At 63.5% G+C, this 22,591-nt stretch carries 21 protein-coding genes and 1 other RNA gene; 11 read left to right on the forward strand and 11 right to left on the reverse strand.

The features are described 5' to 3' along the window. From rimI to pssA, 3 genes are read right to left on the reverse strand one after another with little or no spacing between them, the layout of a single operon-like run. Positions 1-483, reverse strand: coding sequence for a ribosomal protein S18-alanine N-acetyltransferase (gene rimI / locus AC1PLU_RS19070; RefSeq protein WP_023902533.1), 483 nt, complete (start codon positions 481-483; stop codon positions 1-3). Next, positions 480-956: an alanine acetyltransferase gene (locus tag AC1PLU_RS19075; RefSeq protein WP_115039737.1), complete on the reverse strand. Its 477-nt coding sequence runs from the start codon at positions 954-956 to the stop codon at positions 480-482. The genes rimI and AC1PLU_RS19075 overlap by 4 nt, the downstream gene beginning before the upstream one ends. A 39-nt stretch (positions 957-995) precedes the next feature. Then, complete coding sequence (gene pssA / locus AC1PLU_RS19080; protein WP_023902531.1) at positions 996-1,769, reverse strand: CDP-diacylglycerol--serine O-phosphatidyltransferase; 774 nt, start codon at positions 1,767-1,769, stop codon at positions 996-998. A 133-nt stretch (positions 1,770-1,902) separates the two neighbouring features. Here pssA and AC1PLU_RS19085 point away from each other — a divergent pair, with 133 nt between their 5' ends. The 3 genes from AC1PLU_RS19085 (at position 1,903) to AC1PLU_RS19095 (ending at position 4,861) form a co-directional block, all read left to right on the forward strand. Beyond that, positions 1,903-2,307 carry a DUF4124 domain-containing protein gene (locus AC1PLU_RS19085; protein WP_023902530.1) on the forward strand — a complete coding sequence of 135 codons (405 nt, stop codon included), beginning with the start codon at positions 1,903-1,905 and terminating at the stop codon, positions 2,305-2,307. 250 nt (positions 2,308-2,557) lie between these two features. Next, on the forward strand, positions 2,558-4,252 hold the full coding sequence (locus AC1PLU_RS19090) for a proline--tRNA ligase (protein WP_168957139.1): 1,695 nt from the start codon (positions 2,558-2,560) through the stop codon (positions 4,250-4,252). Between the two features lie 144 nt (positions 4,253-4,396). Next, entirely contained in the window at positions 4,397-4,861 is a 465-nt protein-coding gene (locus AC1PLU_RS19095) for an H-NS histone family protein (RefSeq protein ID WP_023902528.1), read from the forward strand. Positions 4,862-4,920: 59 nt separating this feature from the next. On the opposite strand, the gene AC1PLU_RS19100 is transcribed toward AC1PLU_RS19095, so the two are convergent. Then, a complete protein-coding gene (locus AC1PLU_RS19100) occupies positions 4,921-6,180 on the reverse strand; it encodes a threonine/serine exporter family protein (protein ID WP_043888908.1) in 1,260 nt (419 codons plus the stop codon). Between the two features lie 49 nt (positions 6,181-6,229). Here AC1PLU_RS19100 and AC1PLU_RS19105 point away from each other — a divergent pair, with 49 nt between their 5' ends. The 4 genes from AC1PLU_RS19105 to AC1PLU_RS19120 all read left to right on the forward strand — a co-directional run bounded on the left by AC1PLU_RS19105 (position 6,230) and on the right by AC1PLU_RS19120 (position 9,957). Beyond that, positions 6,230-7,459, forward strand: a complete 1,230-nt coding sequence (locus AC1PLU_RS19105; RefSeq protein WP_183086899.1) for an MlaE family ABC transporter permease — start codon at positions 6,230-6,232, stop codon at positions 7,457-7,459. A gap of 85 nt (positions 7,460-7,544) precedes the next feature. Continuing rightward, complete coding sequence (locus tag AC1PLU_RS19110; protein ID WP_481093560.1) at positions 7,545-8,387, forward strand: ABC transporter ATP-binding protein; 843 nt, start codon at positions 7,545-7,547, stop codon at positions 8,385-8,387. Positions 8,388-8,389: 2 nt separating this feature from the next. Continuing rightward, the gene (locus AC1PLU_RS19115) at positions 8,390-9,316 is read left to right on the forward strand and encodes an MlaD family protein (RefSeq protein ID WP_023902524.1); all 927 of its coding nucleotides are present in this window, start codon (positions 8,390-8,392) and stop codon (positions 9,314-9,316) included. Then, the gene (locus AC1PLU_RS19120) at positions 9,313-9,957 is read left to right on the forward strand and encodes an ABC-type transport auxiliary lipoprotein family protein (protein ID WP_023902523.1); all 645 of its coding nucleotides are present in this window, start codon (positions 9,313-9,315) and stop codon (positions 9,955-9,957) included. Before AC1PLU_RS19115 ends, AC1PLU_RS19120 begins: the two co-directional genes overlap by 4 nt. 22 nt (positions 9,958-9,979) lie before the next feature. Here AC1PLU_RS19120 and AC1PLU_RS19125 read toward each other — a convergent pair. Both AC1PLU_RS19125 and AC1PLU_RS19130 read right to left on the reverse strand, forming a co-directional pair. Continuing rightward, positions 9,980-10,046, reverse strand: a non-coding RNA gene (locus AC1PLU_RS19125) — sX9 sRNA. 527 nt (positions 10,047-10,573) lie between these two features. Then, positions 10,574-11,173: an alpha-ketoglutarate-dependent dioxygenase AlkB family protein gene (locus tag AC1PLU_RS19130; protein ID WP_481093561.1), complete on the reverse strand. Its 600-nt coding sequence runs from the start codon at positions 11,171-11,173 to the stop codon at positions 10,574-10,576. A 126-nt stretch (positions 11,174-11,299) separates the two neighbouring features. Between AC1PLU_RS19130 and AC1PLU_RS19135 the strand changes: the two genes are divergently transcribed. Both AC1PLU_RS19135 and AC1PLU_RS19140 read left to right on the forward strand, forming a co-directional pair. Next, on the forward strand, positions 11,300-12,949 hold the full coding sequence (locus AC1PLU_RS19135) for an electron transfer flavoprotein-ubiquinone oxidoreductase (RefSeq protein ID WP_481093562.1): 1,650 nt from the start codon (positions 11,300-11,302) through the stop codon (positions 12,947-12,949). Between the two features lie 109 nt (positions 12,950-13,058). Beyond that, a complete protein-coding gene (locus AC1PLU_RS19140) occupies positions 13,059-15,794 on the forward strand; it encodes a rhamnan synthesis F family protein (RefSeq protein WP_481108557.1) in 2,736 nt (911 codons plus the stop codon). Between the two features lie 23 nt (positions 15,795-15,817). Here AC1PLU_RS19140 and AC1PLU_RS19145 read toward each other — a convergent pair whose 3' ends face one another. Then, positions 15,818-16,456: a CoA transferase subunit B gene (locus AC1PLU_RS19145; RefSeq protein WP_176341599.1), complete on the reverse strand. Its 639-nt coding sequence runs from the start codon at positions 16,454-16,456 to the stop codon at positions 15,818-15,820. Beyond that, positions 16,456-17,187 carry a CoA transferase subunit A gene (locus tag AC1PLU_RS19150; protein ID WP_481093563.1) on the reverse strand — a complete coding sequence of 244 codons (732 nt, stop codon included), beginning with the start codon at positions 17,185-17,187 and terminating at the stop codon, positions 16,456-16,458. The genes AC1PLU_RS19145 and AC1PLU_RS19150 overlap by 1 nt, the downstream gene beginning before the upstream one ends. A gap of 134 nt (positions 17,188-17,321) precedes the next feature. On the opposite strand from AC1PLU_RS19150, the gene AC1PLU_RS19155 reads away from it, so the two are divergent. Both AC1PLU_RS19155 and AC1PLU_RS19160 read left to right on the forward strand, forming a co-directional pair. Further along, on the forward strand, positions 17,322-18,668 hold the full coding sequence (locus AC1PLU_RS19155) for a phosphohexomutase domain-containing protein (RefSeq protein ID WP_481093564.1): 1,347 nt from the start codon (positions 17,322-17,324) through the stop codon (positions 18,666-18,668). Between the two features lie 45 nt (positions 18,669-18,713). Then, positions 18,714-20,117: a mannose-1-phosphate guanylyltransferase/mannose-6-phosphate isomerase gene (locus AC1PLU_RS19160; RefSeq protein WP_006449670.1), complete on the forward strand. Its 1,404-nt coding sequence runs from the start codon at positions 18,714-18,716 to the stop codon at positions 20,115-20,117. Between the two features lie 114 nt (positions 20,118-20,231). Here AC1PLU_RS19160 and rfbD read toward each other — a convergent pair whose 3' ends face one another. The 3 genes from rfbD to rfbA are packed head-to-tail and all read right to left on the reverse strand — an operon-like array spanning position 20,232 to position 22,578. Beyond that, positions 20,232-21,140 (reverse strand): dTDP-4-dehydrorhamnose reductase, encoded by a 909-nt coding sequence (gene rfbD / locus AC1PLU_RS19165; protein WP_481093565.1) that lies wholly within the window; start codon positions 21,138-21,140, stop codon positions 20,232-20,234. Next, positions 21,137-21,694, reverse strand: coding sequence for a dTDP-4-dehydrorhamnose 3,5-epimerase (rfbC, locus tag AC1PLU_RS19170; RefSeq protein ID WP_176341604.1), 558 nt, complete (start codon positions 21,692-21,694; stop codon positions 21,137-21,139). Before rfbC ends, rfbD begins: the two co-directional genes overlap by 4 nt. Further along, the gene (gene rfbA / locus AC1PLU_RS19175; protein WP_481093566.1) at positions 21,691-22,578 is read right to left on the reverse strand and encodes a glucose-1-phosphate thymidylyltransferase RfbA; all 888 of its coding nucleotides are present in this window, start codon (positions 22,576-22,578) and stop codon (positions 21,691-21,693) included. The genes rfbC and rfbA overlap by 4 nt, the downstream gene beginning before the upstream one ends. Between the last annotated feature and the right edge of the window lie 13 nt (positions 22,579-22,591).

Raw genomic sequence — 22,591 nt, forward strand, 5'->3', positions numbered from 1 at the left:
TCAGGAGAACCCTTCGAAGAACAACTCGATCGCCATCACCAACGCATCCTCGCGCCCGGTGTTGGAGGGGTAGTAGCGTGGGCGCCGCCCGATTTCGTTGAAGCCTTCGGAGTGATACAGCGCGATCGCCGAGGGGTTGGACGGGCGTACTTCCAGAAACGCACGCCGCGCGCCGCGATCGCAGGCACCCTTGATCAGCGCGCGCAGCAACACGCGGCCATGGCCTTGCGATTGGGCTTCTGGTGCGATGCAGACGTTGAGCACGTGCGCCTCGTCGGCGGCAATGCTGATTACCCCATAGCCGATGACCTGGCCACCCTGCTCCATCACCCAGCCGGGGTAGCCGGCCTGCAGGCAGTCGCGAAAGATGTTGCGCGTCCACGGAAACGGATAGGCGCGATGCTCGATCTCCATCACCACGTCCAGATCGCTCTCACGCATCGCGCGCAGCGCTGTGGGCAGGGGTGCGTTCAATGCGCTCACGCCGGGTCCTGACGCCGCCGTAGCGCACGCAACTGCGGCCACAGCGCGCGCTTGGCTGCCGGGTTGCCACGCAACTCGGCCAGCGGCCAGGTGGCCATCAAGGCCTGGGTATTCGGGTCGCCGGGGTTGCAGCCGGAAGCGCGCAGCAACGCGATCTGCAAACGATCCGGCAGGCCGACACGACTACGCCGCGGCGGCGCGGCCGACGGCGCGGTATTGGGCGCACGTGGGGCCTCGGCGGGTGCAGCCGGTGCGGTGCGGCGTGCGACAGGCGCCGCAGCGTGCGCCACCGACGGCGCCTGCACCGCACGCTCGACGCGCATCGGCGCGGCTGCCGGCGCGCTCTCTACCACGTCGGCAGGCGCAGGCAATGCATCCACCGTGTCGCGGTCCAGATACACGGTGTGCCCCAACGCCTGCAGATACGAGACCTGCAGATCGGACCACATCGGCTCGGACGCCATCTCACTCATGACAGCACGCTCATGACAGGTTGCTCATCACAGCCGGGCTCATGGCAGCTCGGGGACGCGCCGCCAGCGCCGCCACAGCCACATCACCGGACCGGACAGCGCATACAGCACACCGATCACCAGCAGCGAACGGGCCAGGTCGATCACCAGCAGCGCGATCACCACCGTGGCGATCGCCAGCGCCAGGAACGGCACGCGGTCGGCACGCGGCCCACGCGCACCGCCCTTGAAGCTCCAGAAGCGGATCCGGCTGACCATCAACAAGGCAGAGACCACCGTGATCGCCAATGCCAGATAGCGCAGCTGCTCGCCATCGAAGCCCAGGCTGTCGTCGGCAAACGCCCACACGAACGCCATCATCAAGCCGGCCGCCGCCGGACTGGCCAGGCCGATGAACCAGCGTTTGTCGACCACGCCTACTTGCGTGTTGAAGCGGGCCAGCCGCAAAGCCGCGCAGGCCGCATATAGAAAGGCGGCCGACCAGCCGACCCGGCCCATCACGTTGCTGTCGTACTTCAGCGCCGACAGCGACCAGTGGTACATCACCAGCGCCGGGGCCATGCCGAAGCTGACCAGATCGGCCAGCGAGTCGTACTGCACGCCGAATTCGCTGCTGGTATTGGTCAGGCGCGCGACCCGGCCGTCCAGCCCATCCATCACCGCAGCCACGAACACCGCCATGGCCGCCTGGACGAATTGCCCATTGGCGGCGGCGATGATGGCGTAAAAACCGGAAAACAGCCCGGCGGTGGTGAACAGGTTCGGCAGCAGGTAAATCGTGCGCGAGCGCGGGGGCGGTCTCATTTCATCCATCCGACAAGTGTAGGGCCTGAGGTCCGTTCGGCGGTAGCGCGCCCTGCCCTTGACGCATACGCCGGGCGGCATCACTTGCCAGCGCAGGCCGCGGATGCTGCAATCGCCGCGGGAATCATCCAGGGGAAGCCACATGCAGCTGTCGTCCGGGCTTTGCGCCCTGTTGATGCTGGTCAGCGCCGGCGCCGGCGCGACCGATCTCTATAAGTGGAAGGACGCCAAGGGCGTGACCCACTACACCGAAACCCCGCCGCCGTCCGGCCAGCGTTACGAATCGCGCCGGATCGACGCCCGCAGCGGCACCGCCGCCATCGCCGCGCCGGAAACCGCCGCACCCGAATCGGCCGATTGCCTCACCGCACGTCGCAACCTGGAGCTGCTCAGCGGCAAGGGCGAGGTGACCATGGGCGCTGGCGCCGACGGCAAGCCCGGCACCCCGCTGGACCCGGACGCTCGCACCGCACAGCGCAACCTCGCCGAAGCGGCCGCCAAGGCTTATTGCAAGCCGGCACCGACCAGCGGCGGCCCGGCCACCTGAAGTCCAAAACACATGGCGGCCCCTCTGCTGGGTGGACACTGCGCACCAACCGCCGTCTACGCAGGGCACACGCCGATTTCAGTACTGGCCGTGTCAGAACGCCGGCCACCCGTGTTTGGGTGAATGGCGCTTGGCCAGACCGATCACGTACCGGTCTTTCCAGCCCTGCCGAGACGGGGCAGCGCCCTCGCCGATGACCGCCAGGGCGCGACACTGGCAAACTATGGGCTTTCCGCCCAAGCGAAGCCCGATGCGTCTTTCCCAGTTTCACCTGCACACCACCAAGGAAACCCCGGCCGACGCCGAGCTGGTCAGCCACCGTCTGATGCTGCGCGCGGGCATGATCCGCAAGCTGGCCTCCGGGCTGTACACCTGGTCGCCGCTGGGCCTGCGCGTGTTGCGCAAGGTCGAGGCCATCGTGCGCGAAGAGATGAACCGCGCCGGAGCGGTGGAAGTGCTGTTCCCCACCATCCAGCCGCGCGAGTTGTGGGACGCCACCGGCCGTTGGGAAAAGTTCGGCGGGCAGTTGCTCAAGATCAAGGACCGCAAGGAACAGGAGTTCTGCTACAGCCCCACCGCGGAGGAAGCCGCGGCCGAGTTCGCGCGCCAGGAGATCAACAGCTACAAGCAGCTGCCGCTGAACTTCTATCAGATCCAGACCAAGTTCCGCGATGAAATCCGCCCGCGCTTCGGGGTGATGCGTGCGCGCGAATTCCTGATGAAGGACGCTTACTCGTTCCATCTCACCGACGAGGACATGGCGCGCGAGTACGACAACATGCGCGCGGCCTACACCCGCATCTTCACCCGCCTGGGGCTGGAATTCCGCGCCGTGCAGGCCGATTCCGGCGCCATCGGCGGTGACGCCTCGCAGGAATTCCACGTCATCGCCGCCTCCGGCGAAGACTCGCTGGCGTTCTCCACGGCTTCCGATTACGCCGCCAACGTGGAAACTGCCAGCGCCGCCCTGCCCGCCCCGCGCGCCGAGGCTGGCGAGGCGATGCGCCAGGTCGCAACGCCCACCCAGAAAACCTGCGAAGACGTCGCCCAGCTGCTGGGCATCGCGCTACAGCGCACGGTCAAGTCGGTGGCGGTGATGACCGAGGCCGGCTTTGTGCTGGTGCTGGTGCGTGGTGACCACGCGGTCAACGAGATCAAGCTGGGCAAGGTCGCCGGGCTGGCCGGTTACCGGATGGCCAATGAGGCCGAAATCCGCGACCACCTCGGCTGCGAGCCGGGTTTTCTGGGCCCGGTGAATACCGCGCGCCCGGTGCGCGTGGTGGCCGATCGCGATGTCGCAGCCCTGGCCGATTTCGTGGTCGGCGCCAATGTGTCCGGCGCGCATCTGGCAGGCGTCAACTGGGGCCGCGACCTGCCCGAGCCGGACACCGTGGCCGATGTGCGCAACGTCATCGAAGGCGAACGTGCGGCCGATGGCGGCGAGCTGCGGCTGGCCCGTGGCATCGAAGTGGGCCATGTGTTCCAGCTCGGCAGCCAGTACGCGCAGGCGTTGCAGGCCACCGTGATCGACGAGAACGGCAAGGTCGCGGTGATGAAGATGGGCTGCTACGGCATCGGGATTTCGCGCATCGTGGCTGCGGCGATCGAACAGAACCACGACGAGGCCGGCATCATCTGGCCCGCACCGATGGCGCCATGGCAGGTGGTGGTGTGCGTGATCAACCCGAAACAGGACCCACAGGTGATTGCCGCAGCCGGCGCGCTGTTGGACGAATTGATCGCCGCCGGGATCGAAGCCGCACTGGACGATCGCGGTTTGCGTCCGGGCGCCATGTTTGCCGATATGGAACTATTGGGCATTCCGCATCGGGTGGTGGTCTCAGAACGCGGATTGGCGGCCGGCACATTTGAATATCGCGCGCGCACCGCCGAGGCAGCAGAAAACCTGGATAAGGCCGGGTTATTCTCCCGCCTGGAACGTTGATCAAACACCCCGAACCCGCTTCAAACAGATGAACACAAGGCGCCGAATTATTTCGGCGCATTTGTCACGCGGGTTTTCTGACATTATGATGGCCAGCGCTGCCACGGACCGGCATTCTTTTCTCTCTCATTTTCCGGAGTAGTGATGTCGATCGATCTTAGCGGCCTGTCGGCCAAGCAGTTGGGTGCACTGATCAAGAATGCGAAGAAGCAGCAGACGGTGGTTGCCAAGCGCACCCCGATCGCAAAGGTCCGCACCCAGCTGACCCGCGCCGCGAAAGCGCATGGTTATTCCATTGAAGAATTGTTTGGCGCTTCCGCCACTGCCAGCGCTGGTCCGGGTCGTCCGGCTGCCGCTGCCAAGCCGGGCCCGCGCGCCGGCCGCAAGCTGGGCAAGGTGCCGCCGAAGTATCGCAACCCGGCCAATCCCCAGGAAGCCTGGACCGGCCGTGGCAAGCAGCCGCGCTGGCTGGCCGAATTGACCGCCGCCGGCAAGAAAGTCGAAGACTTTCTGATCAGCAAGGTCGGCGCCAAGAAGACCCCGGCCAAGAAGACCTCGGCACGTAAAGTTGTCACCAAGCGCGCCACCAAGAAGTCCAAGGCCGCTTGATTCAAACCAATAAAAACGCCGGCATTGCCGGCGTTTTTATTGCGCGCGTTTCCTGCGCCTCATAAATTCTTGCGGGCCGGAATCAACAGATTGCCGAATAGCAATCCGGCCATCAATGCCATCACGATATTGGTCACTGCCAATAGTGCCGCTTGCCCGACACTGACATCCTGTTGCTGCACCAGGGTGAGAAATCCGCGCAGGCTGGTACTACCTGGAACCAGCATGATGATGCCCGGCAAACGAATCAATGCACCGGGTCTTTGCACCACCCGCCCGAATAGATTACCGGCGGCAGTCAATGCCATGGCCGAGGCGAATACGCCGGCCGGGCCGCCCCAGGCATGCCCCGCATAACGCGCAATGACATAACCGGACATGGCTGCGGCCATGATCCAGGGATAATCGCGTCGACTGGCTTTGAACAACACTGCAAACGCATAAGCGGCCACCAGCAGCGAAGCCCATTCCACCCAACTGGCCTGCGGACGCACCGCGGCGAGCTGTGGCTGCAAGCCGACCAGCTGCGTCAGCGTCACGGCGATCACCGCACCGACGGTGAGCTTGAGCACCGTGGTCACCGCGCCGGCCAGGCGCGCGGTTCCTGAGACCCAGTGCTGGCTGGCCAGCTCGTTGAAGGCATTGGTCAGCGACATGCCGGGCAGCAGCACCACCAGCGAGGCGATGATCACCGTATTGAGATTCAACGGGCCAAGCAGCGAGCCGACCACCGTCGCCACCACCCCGGCCAGCAAGCCGGCCAATGCTTCTCCGGCCTCTTTGGTGGCCGGGCGTTTATCGGTGTATTGGGTCAGCAGCCCGATCGACATACCGATCGCGCCAGCGGTGGCGATATCCAGCCAGGGCAATTTCCACAGCCCGGCCACGCCGGCTGCAGCCAGCCCGAAGGCCAGCACCTGCATGGTCTTGCCACGCCGGTCGACCTCGCGGTCCAGCCGGCGCAGCGCTGTGTGCCCCTGCGCGATGCTCATGCGTCCATTGGCCACGCTGTCGGCGATGTAATCGGCCACGCTGAGTTTGTACAGATCGTTCTCGCCCGGGGCCAGCCGGATCACCCGGGTGATGTCGCTGGAGCCGATCGACTTGGTCGGGTCGCTGAAGCTCAAGATAATCCCGGTGGGATTGGACCAGGGCTCGCAGTCCAGCCCCAGCTTCTGCGACAGCCCGACCACCGCGGCCTCCAGCCGCTGCGCGGTGGTGCCGTAGGTATGCAGGCGCCCGGCGATTTCCGAAACGAAGGCGACGCGCTGCGCGTAGGTGGCGCTGGCGGACGGTTGGACAAGGGTGGCGGCGGACATGCGTAGCGGGTCGGATCGGAGAAACGCCGTCTGGCGAGGCCGCCAGTGTATGCCGCAGTGCGCGTGGCCGGCGCCCCGATCGCCCACGCCGGAGCCGCAGGTGCGAAGCGTCCCCAACATTCGCTCACGCCGGGCGCGGTATGCTGGCGCCACGGACAGGCCACCCATGATCAAACCGCAACCTCCACGCATCGAACAAGACTCGCAGGATCACGCACAGGTCCGCCTTGCCGGCAGTTGGGTCCTGGCGACCGCATTGCCGCAGGCAGAACTGCTGCAGGCCGTGCCCGATGGCATTCGTCGCATCGACGCGCGCGGCATCGCGCAACTGGATTCGGCCGGCGTGCTGCAGTTGCTGCGCTTCGCCAGCCGCATGGGCTTGAAGGAAGACGCGATCGATTTCCGCGATGAGCACCAGGCCCTGGTGTGCACCATCGAAGAACTCAACGACGAGCGCCCCAAACCCAAGCGTGATTACGGCTTTGTCGCCGCGCTGGACCGTCTGGGCCGCACCACGCATGGCGTGGGCCAGGGCATTCTGGAGCTGAACAGCTTTCTGGGCGAGAACCTGGTCAAGATCGCGCGGCTGATCCACGAGCCGCGCCGCTTCCGCCTGACCTCCACCGTGCACCACATGGAACAGGTCGGCCTGGATGCGGTGCCGTTGGTGGTGCTGCTGTCGTACCTGGTGGGCGCGGTGATCGCGTTCCTGGGCTCGACCATCCTGCGCGACTTCGGCGCAGAAATTTATGTGGTGGAGCTGGTCTCCATCGCCTTCCTGCGCGAATTCGCGGTGCTGCTGACCGCGATTGTCCTGGCCGGGCGTACCGCCAGCGCCTTTACCGCGCAGATCGGTGCAATGAAATCGCGCGAGGAAGTGGATGCCATCCGCACCCTGGGCCTGGACCCGATCGACCTGCTGGTGATCCCACGCCTGCTGGCGCTGATCTTCACCCTGCCGCTGCTGACCTTCATCGCGATGATCGCCGGCCTGGCCGGTGGTGTGACGGTGGGCGCGTTCGATCTGGATATTCCGCCGCAGATGTACCTGGCGCGCATGCACGACACCATCCAGTTGCGGCATTTCCTGGTCGGGCTGTCGAAGGCGCCGCTGTTTGCGCTGGTGATCGGCCTGATCGGCTGTCTGGAAGGCTTGAAGGTCAGCGGCACCGCGCAGTCGGTTGGCGAGCGCACCACCTCCTCGGTGGTGCAGACGATTTCCTTGGTCATCATCCTCGACGCGATTGCCGCGCTGTGGTTCATGAAGATGGGGTGGTGATGAGACCGGGATTCAACATTCGGGATTCGCGATTCGTGCAAGGCACAAGCGCAGCTGGCGCTTTGACACTCGGGAGAGCCGTGCTGTGACCAATCCCGAATCCCCACTCCCCAATCCCGGCACAGAGACCGACGCCGACGACGACCAGTTGGCGATCTCGGTGCGCGGGCTGACCAATCGCTTCGGCAGCCAGGTCGTGCACGAGGAGCTGGATCTGGACGTGCGTCGCGGCGAGATCCTGGGCGTGGTCGGCGGCTCGGGCACCGGCAAGTCGGTACTGATGCGCAGCATCCTGGGCCTGCGCGAGCCGGACGCCGGCAGCATCCAGGTGCTGGGGGCGGATGCGCGCTCGGGCCGTTTCGCCGACCGCCAGCACATCACCCGCAATACCGGGGTGCTGTTTCAGGACGGCGCGCTGTTCTCGTCGATGACCGTCGGCGAGAACGTGCAGGTGCCGTTGAAAGAGCATCACGGCGAGTTCCCGGAGCGCTGGTATTTCGAACTGGCACTGCTGAAGATCAAGCTCGCTGGCCTGCCGGCCGATGCGTTGGACAAGCTGCCTTCGCAATTGTCCGGCGGCATGCGCAAGCGCGCCGGCCTGGCGCGCGCGTTGGCGCTGGACCCGCCGCTGCTGTTTCTGGACGAGCCCACCGCTGGCCTGGACCCGATCGGTGCGGCCGCCTTCGACCGTTTGATCCGGACCTTGCAGCAGGCGCTGGGCCTGACCGTGTTCCTGATCACCCACGACCTGGATACGCTGTACGCCATCTGCGACCGCATCGCGGTGCTGGCCGATCGCAAGGTGATCGCCAACGCACCGCTGGCCGAAGTCGAACAGCTCGACCACCCCTGGATCCAGGAATACTTCCACGGCCCCCGCGCGCGCGCCGCGCGCGCAGCCAAGACCGACTCCACCGAGACCGCCTGAGCATGGAAACCAAAGCCAATTACGTCCTGATCGGCGCCTTCACCATCGTGGCAGGCCTGGCCTTGCTGCTGTTCGGGCTGTGGGCGGCCAAATATTCCTCCGACCGCACCTGGCAGCAGTACCGGGTGGTGTTTCGCGAGGCAGTGACCGGCCTGACGGTCGGCAGCCCGGTGCAATACAACGGCATCGCGGTCGGCTCCATCACCGAGCTGACGCTGGCGCCGAACGACCCGCGCCAGGTCGTGGCGCACGTGCGGGTGAACTCCACCACGCCGATCAAGAGCGATACGCGCGCCAAGCTGGCCATCACCAGCCTGACCGGCCCGTCGATCATCCAGCTCTCCGGCGGCACGCCCGAAGCACCGTCGCTGACCACCATCGACAAGAGCGACGCGCCGATCATCCAGACCACGCCCTCGGCGCTGCAGAACATCACCGACACCGCCAACCGCATCGTCGAGCGCATGGACCAGATGCTCTCGGACAAGAACGTGGCCAGCATCACCGCCACCTTGCAGAACCTGGAAAAGATCAGCGGCGGCATCGCCGATCGCGACGAAGGCATGCAGGCGCTGATCGTCAGCGCGCGCGATGCCGCACGCAATCTGGACACCACCCTGACCACCACCAACGGCACCATCAAGCGGCTGGACCAGAACCTGGTGCAGCAGCTGCCGGGCATCCTGGCCAAGCTAGACGCCACGCTGGTCAAGCTGGATTCGGCTGCCGGCAACGCCGACAACATCCTTGGCGAGAACCGCGCGGCCATCAATAGTTTCGCCAACGATGGCCTCGGCCAGCTCGGACCGACACTGACCGAATTGCGCGGCCTGATCCGCGACCTGCGCCGGGTCAGCGACAAACTGGACAACAACCCTGCGCGCTACCTGCTCGGCCGCGACGCACCCAAGGAGTTCGAACCGAAATGACTGCCATGCGCCTGTTGCGTCCCTTGTTGTGCGTCTCGTTGCTGGCGCTGGGCGGCTGCTCGCTGCTGACCGGCGGCGACCAGAAACCGGCCACGATCTACGCGCCCACCGTGCGGATCACGCCGAACCCGTCCTGGCCGCAAGTCAGCTGGCAACTCTCGGTTGCCAAGCCCAGCGCCGCGCGTGTGATCGACAGCCCGCGCATCAACGTGCGCCCCACCCCGGGTGAGTTGCAGGTCTATCACGGCGCCGGCTGGGCACAGCCGGCCACCGACATGCTGGAAGACAGCGTGGTGCGCGCGTTCGAAGACTCCGGCAAGATCGCGGCGGTCGCCCGCATCGGCACCGGCATCCGCTCCGACTACAAGCTGGTCATCGACCTGCGCCGCTTCGAGTCGGACTATGCGGGCCAATCGCTGCCCTCGGCCACCATCGAACTCAACGCCAAACTGCTGCACGCCGCCGATCAGCGCGTGGTGGCCTCGCGTACCTTCCTGGTTGCACGCCCGTCCACGGGTACCGACACCGCGACGGTCGCCGCAGCCTTCGAGCAGGCGATGACGCAGGTCACCACCGAGCTGGTGGGCTGGACCTTGATCACCGGTCAACAGGACAGCCAGAACCTGCCGCGTTCGTTGTAAGCGGAAGCGACAGACCTGGAGCGCCTAACAAAACGCAGCGAGCTGTCGTCAGGTGGGCGCGCAGAAACCGGAGTGTATGAGTGGTACATGCCGATTCCGAGCACCGGCCGCGCCCGCCTGGTGGCTGTCGCAGAGCGGCTGATCTGTGGCCTGGCTGCAGGGCCCTTGCCCACCCACCATCGCGGGACACGCTGCAAGTACGTCCTTGTAAGCTCTTACGCGTAAGGTCCCGCGACGGTGGGCGGGCAAGGACCAATCGAGATGGTCGGTGTGCACGGTTGCAAGCAGTGCGTGACGTGCTTCTAATTGACCAGCTATCGTGTTCTGCGAACTATGCCCGCAAGCCAACGCAAGTCGCGAGATGACCGGCTTTCATCCAGCTACCGACAAACTCTCTGGTCCGGCGTCCTCGCCGATTGCGGGACCGTGTGGCGGCATGAATGCCGCCACCGAGCCTACATGGACGTACTTGCGGCGTGTCCCGTAAGCGGTGAGGCACCGCGCCCTCGACCGACCCAGCGTTTGACCTGGCTTCTGACTGCACCCAACAAGATCCAGCCAACGAAACCACTGCGCTCCCCGCCGGCCGAGCGCTCGCTACGTTTGTTAGCCGCTCTTATCGCTGGGACACGCGCATCGCAATCTGCCGAAAGGTCAGATTGATGCGCTCGCCGACTGGCTTTACGGTGCGCGGCAAGGCGTGCTTGTAATGGCGCTGGGTATCGCCGCCCATCAGCAGCAGATCGCCGTGGCCCAGCTCCAGCGTCTGCTTCAACGCCGCATCGTCGCGATGCTTGAACGCAAACCGCCGCGTGCCGCCCAGGCTCACTGAGGCGATCAGCGGCTGCGCCCCCAGCTCCGGTTCGTCGTCGCTGTGCCAGCCCATCGCATCGTTGCCGCTACGGTAGCGGTTGACCAACACGCTGTTGAACGGATGCCCGGTTTCATCCTGCAGGCGCGTGCGCACTGGCTGCAGCGCGTCCAGCCACGGCTGCGGCGCAAATCGGGTGCCCGAATAGCGATAACTCGCCTCCGCATCGCCGATCCAGCTACTCAAGCGTGGCGAATCCACCAGACGCCCGAACATCCGGATGCGGTGCACTTCCCACCGCACATCCTGCAAGAGCGCCTGCATCAGCACATCGGCCTGCGCCGCCTGTAACCAGCCGCGACACCAGGCGATCTCCGCTTGCGGCAGTGCAACCCGAATCTTCATGCGGCAAACGCTAGCACGCGTCCGCTGAGCGGTGCCGCGCGGTACGGATGAATCGATCCGATTTGCCGCCGTCACATCGAATCCCGGAAAATGCGCGTTAGCCATCGAGCCAACGGGAGCGGAGCAATGTCGGAAGCGGGAGTCGGCGCACATGCGTCAGAGACGGTCGAGCGCGACGTGATGGAGTACGACGTCGTCACCGTCGGCGCCGGTCCGGCCGGGCTGGCATTTGCGATCCGGCTCAAGCAGCTCGATCCGAACATCAGCGTGTGCGTGATCGAAAAATCCAGCACCATCGGCGCCCATATCCTCTCCGGTGCGGTGATCGAACCGGGTCCGCTGGATGCCTTGCTGCCCGGCTGGCGCGACAACCCGCCGCCGATTTGCGTGGCCGCCACCGACGACGAATTCTGGTTCCTCGGCAAGGACAGTGCACGCAAGTTCCCGGTGGTGCCGCCGGGCATGCGCAACCACGGCAACTTCATCGTCAGCTTAGGGGCGATGTGCGCCTGGCTGGCGCCGCAGGCCGAAGCGCTGGGCGTGGAAATCTACCCAGGCTTTGCCGCCGCCGAAACCCTGCACGACGCCAACGACCAGGTCATCGGCGTGCGCATTGGCGACATGGGCGTGGCCAAGGATGGATCGCACAAGCCCGGTTACACCGCCGGCATCGACATCCGCGCCAAGGTGACCGTGCTGGCCGAAGGCGCCCGCGGCCATCTGACCAAGCGCCTGCTCAAACGCTTCGACCTCACTGCCGACGCCGACCCACAGGGCTATTCGATCGGCATCAAGGAACTGTGGCAGGTACCGGAAGGACGCGTCAGCCCCGGCAAGATCGTGCACACGCTCGGCTGGCCGGCCGACAACCGCACCTATGGCGGCAGCTTCCTATATCACCTGGACAACAATCAGATCGCACTCGGCTATGTCAGCGGCCTGGACTATAGCGACCCCAAATACCAGCCGTGGGAAGCCTTCCAGCAATGGAAGAACCACGCGCTGATCAAGTCGTTGCTGGAAGGCGGCAGCATTCTTTCGGCCGGCGCACGCGCGATCGTCACCGGCGGCTGGCAATCGCTGCCAAAAGTGGACATGCCGGGCGCATTACTGATCGGCGACACCGCCGGCCTGCTCAACGTGCCCAAGATCAAGGGCACTCATCAGGCGATCCGCAGCGGCATGCTGGCCGCCGAACATCTGGTGCAATCGCAACTGGCCCCGCTAGGCTTCGACGCAAAACTGCGCGCCTCCGATGCGATGGCCGAGTTGAAAGAAGTGCGCAATATCAAGCCTGGTTTCAAGAAAGGCCTATGGTTCGGCCTGCTCAACGCGGCTTGGGAGACCGCGCTTAAGGGCGCGTCGCCCTGGACGCTGAAAAACAAGCCCGACTGGTCGGCACTGCACAAGATTGGCGAGTACGAGCAACCCAAGCGCGACTACGGCACGCGCGAACTCGCACCACGCGATCGTCTGCAGGCGGTCTACTTTGCCGCCACCGAACACGACGAAGACCAGCCCGTGCATCTGAAGGTGCTCGACACCGACATCTGCGCCACCCGCTGCGTGCAGGAGTACGACAACCCCTGCACGCGCTTCTGCCCGGCCAACGTCTACGAAATGGTCGCAGATACCAATAGCCCCTCCGGCAAGCGCCTGCAGATCAACGCCGCCAACTGCGTGCACTGCAAGACCTGCGACATCAAGGACCCCTACGAGATCATCACCTGGGTCACCCCGGAGGGTGGTTCCGGGCCGAACTACCAGAATCTATGAGCAACGACTGGCATGCCGCGTGACTAGCAGTCTCTCCAAACTCGTGGCTGCGGCACGTCGCTCGGTAGAGCTCCATGGCGGCGGTTTCTCCGGCGCAACTGCAGTTGCGATGCGGGCGTTCAAAGTGATCCGCGCCCTCGGAATACGCGGATTTCTTGGGCGAGTGCGATTGGCCGGACGCAAGCAGCCAACGGCTTCACGCCTGTCGGACCAAGCGCCGTTCGTCGCGCCTGTGCCCTTGTCGCAGCTGCAGTTAAAAGTCGGCGTGATGGTGCACGTCTTCTATCCTGATCTGATCGACGAATTCGCACAGTCACTCCAGCACATGCCGGTTGGCTATGACCTGCTGGTCTCTGTGATGGACGAAGCCGCCGCAGATCACTCACGCGCCCGCTTTTCCAAGCTATCGCATGTTGAGAAACTGGATGTGCGCATCGTGTCCAACCGTGGCCGTGATATCGCGCCACTGGTGGTGACGTTCCGCGAGCAGATCCTGGCATTGGATGTTGTCGGCCATCTGCACACAAAAAAGTCCCTGTATACCGGCAGCGAGCAAGGCCAGTGGCGCCGCTACCTGGTCTCGTCCCTGATGGGGAGCCCGGAGCGCATCGCCTGGCAACTGGGAATGTTTCAGGCCGAGCCGCGCCTTGGCATGCTTTACCCCGAAAGTTACGAACGGGTGCCGCTATGGGCACATACCTGGCTGAGTAATTTTGAGGTTTGCCGCGCGCTGGCCCAACGTCTCGGATTCGATATCAGCGCCTCGGAGTACATCGACTTTCCTGCAGGATCGATGTTTTGGGCAAAGGTGGATGCACTACGGCCGTTGTATGCGCTGAACCTTGAGCTGAAGGACTTTCCCGAAGAGCGCGGCCAGATCGATGGCACCTTGCACCACGCAATGGAGCGCATGTTCGTCGCCATCGTGCGGCACCAGCAGTATCGCATCGGCATTTTGCCGCAAGACGGCACGCTGGCGCTCAGCGGCGAAGGTGGGCGCAACTGGCAAGCTGCGTTCGAAACGCCGATCGCCACGCGATTCACACTGTCCTCTCTTCAAGCTCGACTGGTGTCATTGGACATCTTCGACACCTTGGTGGTGAGACCGTTCCTGTTTCCGGCGGGTGCTCGCGCCTATCTTGCCCACTTAGTAGCATGCAAATTCGGGGTCGAGAACTTTCTTGAACTACGCGACCTTGCTGAGTCCAAGGCACGCCATCAACGTGGCGCCGATGTCGATCTATCGAGCATCTACAACACCCTGTCTGGCCTACCTGATGCGGAAGGACTCCCAATCGGCGCCCTCCAGGCATTGGAAGTGGCGCTGGAAGCCAGACTGCTACAACCACGTCGGGCTGTGATCGCAGCAGCTACACAGTTGCAGCAACGCGGCACCCGCCTGGTTGCGCTGTCGGACATGTATCTGGATAGCACATTGCTGCAGCAGATCCTGCCGCCCGAGGCCAGCGCGCTGCCAGCGGCCTGGTATGTCTCCTGCGAGACGGGTTGGCGCAAAGATGCTGACAGTGCCTGGAAGAAGCTGCCAAACATTGAAAAAATCGACACCTCGCAGTGGCTGCATGTCGGCGATAACGAACACGGCGATATCCAGCGTCCACAGATGCACAAATTACTGACTCCAGTGCATGTGCTTCGCCCATCTGCGTTACTGGATGTGGTTCCTGCATTGCGCCCGCTTCGGCCACCGTTGGGTGCGGCAACGCGGTGGCAGGACCAGTTATGGCTTGGCTTGCTGGCTAATCGGTTCGCCGATCTTGCCGACCGGCAGCCGGAAACATTGATGCCGTTGCCGACACTCTCCCCGGCAAGTCTTGGCTACATAGTCATCGGCCCGTTGATCTTCGATTATCTCGCTTGGCTGGTCCGCATGGCGAAGCAAACCAACATCGAAACGATTTTATTTTTGAGCCGAGAAGGCTACCTGCTGGAGCAGGGTTTTCAGCTCGTGAAACAAACGTCCCCGGCGCTTGACCAGCTTCATGGCAAGTATCTGCTCGCATCGCGGCGGGGAACCGGAACACCCTCGCTACACACGCCGGACGATCTTGCATTGCTGCTGGACAGTACCTACACCGGGACGCTGGGCAACATGGTGCAGGCCCGCCTGGGAGATGCCGCGGCACATATTCTGGAGCGCCGGTTAGGCCAGTCGGTCATGCAACGCGATGTCTACCTGCCGGAGATGCACGCCGAACTTCTAGAGCTGATAGCTCCAGCAATAGATGAACTGCTGGCGCTTGCCGAAACTGAAAGGACGGCCTACCTGCATTACTGGAGAGCGACCGCAGGTAACGGTGCAGCCATGGTGGCCGATATAGGTTACTCAGGCACCATCCAGGCCAACCTTGCAAGATTGACTGGGCATCCGCTGGGTGGCGCCTATTTTGCATTGAACGGGCGCGCCACAAAGATCACTGCCCAGAGTTGGGCCGCCGCCCGCTATTTTGATGGCCGTACCGAGGGTGATCCGGAGCAATCCACGATCCTGCGCCACGATCTGCTTCTGGAAACACTTCTCACCGCTCCTTCGCCGCAGTTTTCCTACTTCACAGGCACCACCGAGGTTCCGACTGCGGTCTACGCCAGTCCGGAGCTATCGCCAGCGCAATGGGCGACGATCGCGCAGGTGCATGAAGGTGCGTTAGCATTCATTGCAGACGTTTGTCAGGTTGCGCAGGACGAAAGCTACCTGCTGGACTTCGATCGAGCCTCGGTCCAGATCCCGCTGCAGTGCGTCGGCTCCGGACGCTGGCAGGCACCGTGGCTGGCAGAGCTGCAACTGGACGATCGCTTCACTGGACGCGGATCGGTCCGGGCCGGATGACCTGACGACCATCCGGCCTTGCCTCACGGTTGAGGCGTCAGGATTGCCACACCGGTCTTATGGCGCAACTCCTCCAGATCCACCCCATCTGCCGCCTCCACCAGCACCAGCCCGCCGTCGGTCACATCGAAGACTGCCAGGTCGGTGATGATGCGATCGACCACGCCCACGCCGGTCAACGGCAAGTCGCACTCGGGCAGGATCTTGTGGCTGCCGTCCTTGGCCACGTGTTCCATCAGCACCACCACGCGCTTGACCCCGGCCACCAGGTCCATTGCGCCGCCCATACCCTTAACCATCTTGCCGGGCACCATCCAGTTGGCCAGATCGCCGCGCTCGGTGACCTGCATCGCACCGAGAATCGCCAGATCGATGTGCCCGCCGCGGATCATCGCGAACGAGTCGTGGCTACCGAAATAGCTGGCGCCAGCGCGCGCGGTGACGGTCTGCTTGCCGGCATTGATCAGGTCCGCATCCACGTCGTCTTCGGTGGGAAACGGGCCGATACCGAGCAGGCCGTTCTCCGATTGCAGCCACACGTCCACGCCATCGGGAATGTGATTGGCCACCAGTGTCGGCAGGCCGATGCCCAGATTGACGTAGGCGCCATCGGTCAATTCGCGCGCCGCACGCGCGGCCATCTGATCTCTGGTCCAGGCCATCAGTGCTGTCCTTCGCGCACGGTGCGCTGTTCGATGCGTTTTTCCGGCGTGGCGTTGAGCACCAGGCGGTCGACATAGATGCCGGGCAGATGCACCTGGTCCGGATCGATCGCGCCCAACGCCACGATCTCCTCGACCTCGGCAATGCAGACGCGACCGGCCATTGCGCAGGCGGGATTGAAATTACGCGCGGTCTTGCGAAACACCAGGTTGCCGGCGGTATCCGCACGCCATGCCTTGACCAAGGCCACATCGGCCTGCAGCGCGGTCTCCAGCACGTAATGCTTGCCGTCGAATTCGCGGGTTTCCTTGCCCTCAGCGACGATGGTGCCGTAGCCGGTCGCTGTGTAGAACGCCGGGATTCCCGCACCACCTGCACGCAAACGCTCGGCCAGCGTGCCTTGCGGGTTGAACTCCAGTTCCAGTTCACCGGCCAGATACTGGCGTTCGAATTCCTTGTTCTCGCCCACGTAGGACGAAATCATCTTGCGGATTTGCCGGGTGGCTAATAATTGGCCAAGCCCAAATCCATCGACTCCGGCGTTATTGGAAATCACGGTCAGCCCGCCGACTCCGCTTTCGCGCACTGCCGCGATCAGCGCTTCGGGGATTCCGCACAAGCCAAAGCCGCCCACCGCCAGGGTCTGGCCGTCGGCCAGCACCCCGTCCAGCGCCGCCTTGGCATCAGCATAGCGTTTGCCGCTTGCCTTACCACGTCCACTATTGCGCATCACCGCCCTCGCCTCGCTGATGTGAAGCGACCATTCTAGCCGCTGACTGTTCCCTGTCCCCGTTCGCAATTCCGCCACACCCAAGACACGGCGCAGCCGCTAAACTCGGATGTCCCCCACCCCAGGAATTGCCCATGACGCTACCCGCCTTCAAGGCCTACGATATTCGCGGCCGCGTGCCGGATGAACTCAACGAGGACTTGGCTCGCCGCATCGGCGTGGCGCTGGCGGCGCAGCTGGATCAAGGGCCGGTGGTCCTGGGCCATGACGTGCGCCTGGCCAGCCCCGGCTTGCAGGAAGCGCTCTCGGCCGGCCTGCGCGCCAGCGGCCGCGAGGTGATCGATATCGGCTTGTGCGGCACCGAGGAAGTCTATTTTCAGACCGACTACCTCAAGGCCGCCGGTGGCGTGATGGTCACCGCCAGCCATAACCCGATGGACTACAACGGCATGAAGCTGGTACGCGAGCAGGCGCGACCGATAAGCTCAGATACCGGCCTGTTCGCGATTCGCGACACTGTCGCCGCCGATACCGCCGCACCGGGTGAGCCCACTGCGAGCGAACAGAGCCGTACCGACAAGACCGCCTATCTGGAGCACCTGCTCAGCTACGTGGACCGCAGCACGCTCAAGCCGCTCAAGCTGGTGGTCAACGCCGGCAACGGTGGCGCCGGTCTGATCGTCGATCTGCTCGCACCGCATCTTCCCTTCGAATTCGTGCGCGTCTTCCACGAACCCGATGGCAACTTCCCCAACGGCATTCCCAACCCGTTGCTGCCGGAAAACCGCGCTGCCACCGCCAAGGCGGTGCAGGAACACGGCGCCGATTTCGGTATTGCATGGGATGGCGACTTCGATCGTTGCTTCTTCTTCGACCACAGCGGCCGCTTCATCGAAGGCTATTACCTGGTCGGCCTGCTAGCGCAGGCAATCCTGGCCAAGCAGCCGGGCGGCAAGGTCGTGCACGACCCGCGCCTGACCTGGAACACCGTGGAGATGGTCGAAGACAGCGGCGGCATTCCGGTGCTGTGCAAGAGCGGGCATGCCTTCATCAAGGAAAAGATGCGCAGCGAAAACGCCGTCTACGGCGGCGAAATGAGCGCGCACCATTATTTCCGCGAGTTCGCCTACGCCGACTCCGGCATGATTCCGTGGCTGTTGATTGCCGAGCTGGTGTCGCAGTCCGGTCGTTCGCTGGCAGATCTGGTCGAAGCACGCATGCAGAAGTTCCCTTGCAGCGGCGAGATCAACTTCAAGGTGGAAGATGCCAAGGCCGCAGTTGCGCGCGTGATGGAGCATTACGCGTCGCTGTCACCCGAGCTGGATTACACCGATGGCATCAGCGCGGACTTCGGCCAGTGGCGTTTCAACCTGCGTAGTTCCAACACCGAACCACTGCTGCGTCTGAACGTGGAAACCCGCGGCGATGCCGCACTGCTGGAAACGCGTACGCAGGAGATTTCCGATCTGCTACGCGGCTGATTTACCATCATCCCCCACTTTGACGCACTGGAGTTTCCCCCGCTCATGAGCGACGTCCTTCCGATTATCCTGTCCGGCGGTTCCGGCACGCGCCTTTGGCCGTTGTCGCGCGAATCGTACCCGAAGCAGTTCCTGCCGCTGGTCGGCGAGCACAGCATGCTGCAGGCCACTTGGCTGCGTTCCGCTCCAGTAGCGGCGCATGCACCCATCGTGGTGGCCAATGAAGAACATCGCTTCATGGCCGCCGAGCAGCTGCAGCAGCTGGGTGTGAAGCCGTCTGCCATCCTGCTTGAGCCCAAGGGCCGCAACACTGCGCCGGCAATTGCCGTCGCTGCATTGGAAGCCACCCGTAACGGCGGCGATCCGCTGTTGCTGGTGCTGCCGTCCGATCATGTGATTCGTGACGAGGCTGCCTTCCAGGCTGCCGTGACCGTCGCGGCAGCTGCCGCAGAACAGGGCAAGCTGGTCACCTTCGGCATCAAGCCGACCGCGCCTGAAACCGGCTATGGCTACATCAAGGCCGGTGCCGGTACCGGCGCCACCGCGGTCGAACGCTTCGTCGAAAAGCCCGACCTGGCTACCGCGCAAGGCTATCTGGCCAGCGGCGAGTATTACTGGAACAGCGGCATGTTCCTGTTCCGTGCCTCGCGCTATCTGGAAGAACTGCGCAAATTCCATCCCGCCATCGCCGACGCGTGTCAGAAGGCGTGGGAAGGCGGCAAGCGCGATGCCGACTTCACCCGTCTGGACAAGGATGCGTTCGCCTCCAGCCCGTCGGATTCGATCGACTATGCGGTGATGGAAAAGACTGCCGATGCGGTCGTCGTGCCGCTGGATGCCGGCTGGAATGACGTTGGCTCATGGTCCTCGCTGCTGGACGTCTCCGAGCAGGATGGCCAGGGCAATGCGCATCATGGCGATGTCATCCAACTCGATTGCAAGAACACCTATGCGTATGGCTCGCGCCTGATTGCCATGGTCGGTCTGGAGGACGTGGTTGTGGTGGAGACGCCAGACGCCGTTCTGGTCGGTCACCGCGATCGCATCCAGGAAGTGAAGGATGTGGTCGGCCGGATCAAGGCCGACGGTCGCTCCGAGGCGACCTGGCATCGCAAGGTCTATCGTCCGTGGGGTGCTTACGATTCGATCGACATGGGCCACCGTCACCAGGTCAAGCGCATCACCGTCAAGCCCGGTGCCGTGCTCAGTCTGCAGATGCATCACCACCGCGCCGAGCACTGGATCGTCGTCAGCGGCACCGCAGAAGTCACGCGTGGCGAAGAGGTGCTGCTGCTCACCGAGAACCAGAGTACCTATATTCCGCTTGGCGTGACCCATCGCCTGCGCAATCCAGGCAAATTGCCGCTGGAACTGATCGAAGTGCAGTCCGGCAGCTATCTGGGCGAAGACGACATCGTGCGTTTCGAAGATACCTACGGGCGCACCTAATCGGTCGCTTTCGGGATTCTGCAATACATAAACAAACAGCCGGGATTCCCGGCTGTTTGTGTTTGCGGATTGTGTTGGTCGGCGCGGATGTTGCCACCAACCAGCATCGCGACTTTACTGTTTGGCAGCAGCGATTTCGGCAATCACGCGCTGCAGGCCGACTCGCCAGTCCGGCAACACAAGGTCGAAATCGCGCTGCAGTTTGTCGATCGACAGCCGCGAATAGGCCGGCCGCCTTGCGGGCGTCGGGTAGTCGGCGGTCGTGATCGGCACCACGCGCGGCGCACGCGACAGCAATCCTGCTCCGACAGCTTGTTGGAAGATCGCCTCGGCAAAGCCATGCCAGCTGGTCTGTCCTGCAGCCGTGAGGTGCCATGTGCCCGAGGTGTCGGGTGTGCGTTGGCGCAGCAACTGCGCGGTGACATCGGCGATCAATGCCGCCGGCGTCGGCGTTCCGATCTGATCGGCCACCACGCGCAGCTCATCGCGCTCGGCGCCGACACGCAACATCGTGCGCAGGAAATTGGCGCCATGCGAGGCGTACACCCAGGCCGTGCGTAGGATCAGATGCTGCGCACCGGAGGCGCGGATGGCCTCCTCGCCAGCAAGCTTGGTTTCGCCATACACGCCTAGCGGCGAGGTCTGCGCATCCTCCAGATAGGGGGCGCTGCCCTGGCCGTCGAAGACGTAATCAGTCGAGTAGTGCACCAACGGCACGTTACGGGCAGCACACCATGCCGCAATGACGCCAGGCGATAGCGCATTCGCCCGCATGGCGCTATCGCGATCCTGCTCGGCGCGATCTACTGCCGTGTAGGCTGCAGCATTGACCACCCGCGACGGGGCAATCCGGTCCAGCAAGGCTGGCAAAGCTTCCGGTGCGTCGAAGTCCGCCGTCTCGCACGCGCTGCCATCAGGCAACCGGCCGCTGCGTGTCGTTGCCTGCACCGCGCCATTGGCCGCCAGTGTACGCAGCAGTTCCGTCCCGACCTGCCCGTTTGCACCGAAGACCAACGTGGTCACGGCGTATACACCGGCAAGCGATCGACGGGCACTTCGCTAAGGAACGGTGCGTTGGCATCTTTGGCGGACAGCAATGGATCGCTGATCGGCCAATCGATCCCGATCTCCGCGTCGTTCCAGCGCACGCCAGCATCAGCCTCCTTGACGTACACGTCGGTGCACAGATAGCTGAACAATGCTTTCTCCGAAAGCACCGCGAAGCCATGCGCAAAGCCTTCAGGTATCCAGACTTGACGTCGGTTTTCTGCACTCAGCAAGACTGCGGTCCAGTGCCCGAAGTGAGGAGATCCACTGCGGATGTCCACTGCAACGTCGTAGACCTCGCCTTCAAGCACGCTCACCAATTTGCCCTGCGGGCGAGGCCACTGATAGTGCAGACCGCGTAGTACGCCCCTGGCAGATGTTGAGACGTTACTCTGCACAAAATTTGTCGGTAGGCCGTGCTGTCCGAAACGCTCCGCATTCCATGTTTCGAAGAAATAACCGCGCTCATCGCCAAAGACTGCAGGCTCGATGACGACGCAGCCGGGCAACGTTGTTTCGATCACTTTCAAGGGACAACCCCGCGCTTGGCTAATGCATTCAAATATTTTCCGTAGTCGTTTTTCAGCAGTGGCGCGGCCAGGCGTTCCAGCTGCGCAGCATCGATCCAGCCCTTCCCAAATGCGATTTCCTCCGGGCAGCACACCTGTAGACCCTGACGCATCTGGATGGTCTCGATGAAATTGGCCGCTTCGTGCAAAGACTGATGCGTGCCCGTATCCAGCCACGCGTATCCGCGCCCCAGCGGCTCAAGATGCAAGTCGCCGGCATCGAGATAGCAACGATTGAGATCGGTGATTTCCAATTCGCCGCGCGGCGACGGCTTCAAGGCAGCCGCATAGTCGCTGGCCTTGCCATCATAGAAATACAAGCCGGTGACCGCATAGTTGGAACGCGGCTTTTCCGGCTTTTCGGCAATGTCGATGACCTTGCCCTGCTGATCGAATTCGGCAACACCGTAGCGCTCCGGATCGTTGACCCAATAACCGAACACCGTTGCGCCCTGCTCGCGCACATCGGCGCGGCGCAAGGTCTCGGTCAGACCATGCCCATGGAAAATATTGTCGCCCAGCACCAGGCAACTCGGCTTGCCGTCTACGAAGTCGCGTCCGATCAGATAGGCCTGTGCCAACCCGTCCGGGCTGGGTTGCACGGCGTACTGGATATTGACGCCCCACTGCGAGCCATCGCCCAACAGCGATTGAAACAGCGTCTGCTCATGCGGCGTGTTGATGATCAGAATGTCCCGAATGCCCGCAAGCATCAGCACGCTCAGCGGGTAGTAAATCATCGGCTTGTCGTACACCGGCAACAGCTGCTTGCTGACGCCTTTGGTGATCGGATACAGGCGCGTGCCTGACCCGCCCGCCAAAATGATGCCTTTACGTTGTGTCATGAGGTACTCCTGT

It is taken from the genome of Xanthomonas sp. NCPPB 2933, assembly GCF_056725225.1.

Bases quoted from the DNA above. Each gene is read 5' to 3' on its own strand.
- AC1PLU_RS19075 (WP_115039737.1), bottom strand. From the start codon at position 956: ATGAGTGAGATGGCGTCCGAGCCGATGTGGTCCGATCTGCAGGTCTCG.
- pssA (WP_023902531.1), bottom strand. From the start codon at position 1,769: ATGGATGAAATGAGACCGCCCCCGCGCTCGCGCACGATTTACCTGCTG.
- AC1PLU_RS19085 (WP_023902530.1), top strand. From the start codon at position 1,903: ATGCAGCTGTCGTCCGGGCTTTGCGCCCTGTTGATGCTGGTCAGCGCC.
- AC1PLU_RS19090 (WP_168957139.1), top strand. From the start codon at position 2,558: ATGCGTCTTTCCCAGTTTCACCTGCACACCACCAAGGAAACCCCGGCC.
- AC1PLU_RS19095 (WP_023902528.1), top strand. From the start codon at position 4,397: ATGTCGATCGATCTTAGCGGCCTGTCGGCCAAGCAGTTGGGTGCACTG.
- AC1PLU_RS19100 (WP_043888908.1), bottom strand. From the start codon at position 6,180: ATGTCCGCCGCCACCCTTGTCCAACCGTCCGCCAGCGCCACCTACGCG.
- AC1PLU_RS19105 (WP_183086899.1), top strand. From the start codon at position 6,230: ATGCCGCAGTGCGCGTGGCCGGCGCCCCGATCGCCCACGCCGGAGCCG.
- AC1PLU_RS19115 (WP_023902524.1), top strand. From the start codon at position 8,390: ATGGAAACCAAAGCCAATTACGTCCTGATCGGCGCCTTCACCATCGTG.
- AC1PLU_RS19120 (WP_023902523.1), top strand. From the start codon at position 9,313: ATGACTGCCATGCGCCTGTTGCGTCCCTTGTTGTGCGTCTCGTTGCTG.
- AC1PLU_RS19130 (WP_481093561.1), bottom strand. From the start codon at position 11,173: ATGAAGATTCGGGTTGCACTGCCGCAAGCGGAGATCGCCTGGTGTCGC.
- AC1PLU_RS19135 (WP_481093562.1), top strand. From the start codon at position 11,300: ATGTCGGAAGCGGGAGTCGGCGCACATGCGTCAGAGACGGTCGAGCGC.
- AC1PLU_RS19140 (WP_481108557.1), top strand. From the start codon at position 13,059: ATGCGGGCGTTCAAAGTGATCCGCGCCCTCGGAATACGCGGATTTCTT.
- AC1PLU_RS19145 (WP_176341599.1), bottom strand. From the start codon at position 16,456: ATGGCCTGGACCAGAGATCAGATGGCCGCGCGTGCGGCGCGCGAATTG.
- AC1PLU_RS19150 (WP_481093563.1), bottom strand. From the start codon at position 17,187: ATGCGCAATAGTGGACGTGGTAAGGCAAGCGGCAAACGCTATGCTGAT.
- AC1PLU_RS19155 (WP_481093564.1), top strand. From the start codon at position 17,322: ATGACGCTACCCGCCTTCAAGGCCTACGATATTCGCGGCCGCGTGCCG.
- AC1PLU_RS19160 (WP_006449670.1), top strand. From the start codon at position 18,714: ATGAGCGACGTCCTTCCGATTATCCTGTCCGGCGGTTCCGGCACGCGC.
- rfbA (WP_481093566.1), bottom strand. From the start codon at position 22,578: ATGACACAACGTAAAGGCATCATTTTGGCGGGCGGGTCAGGCACGCGC.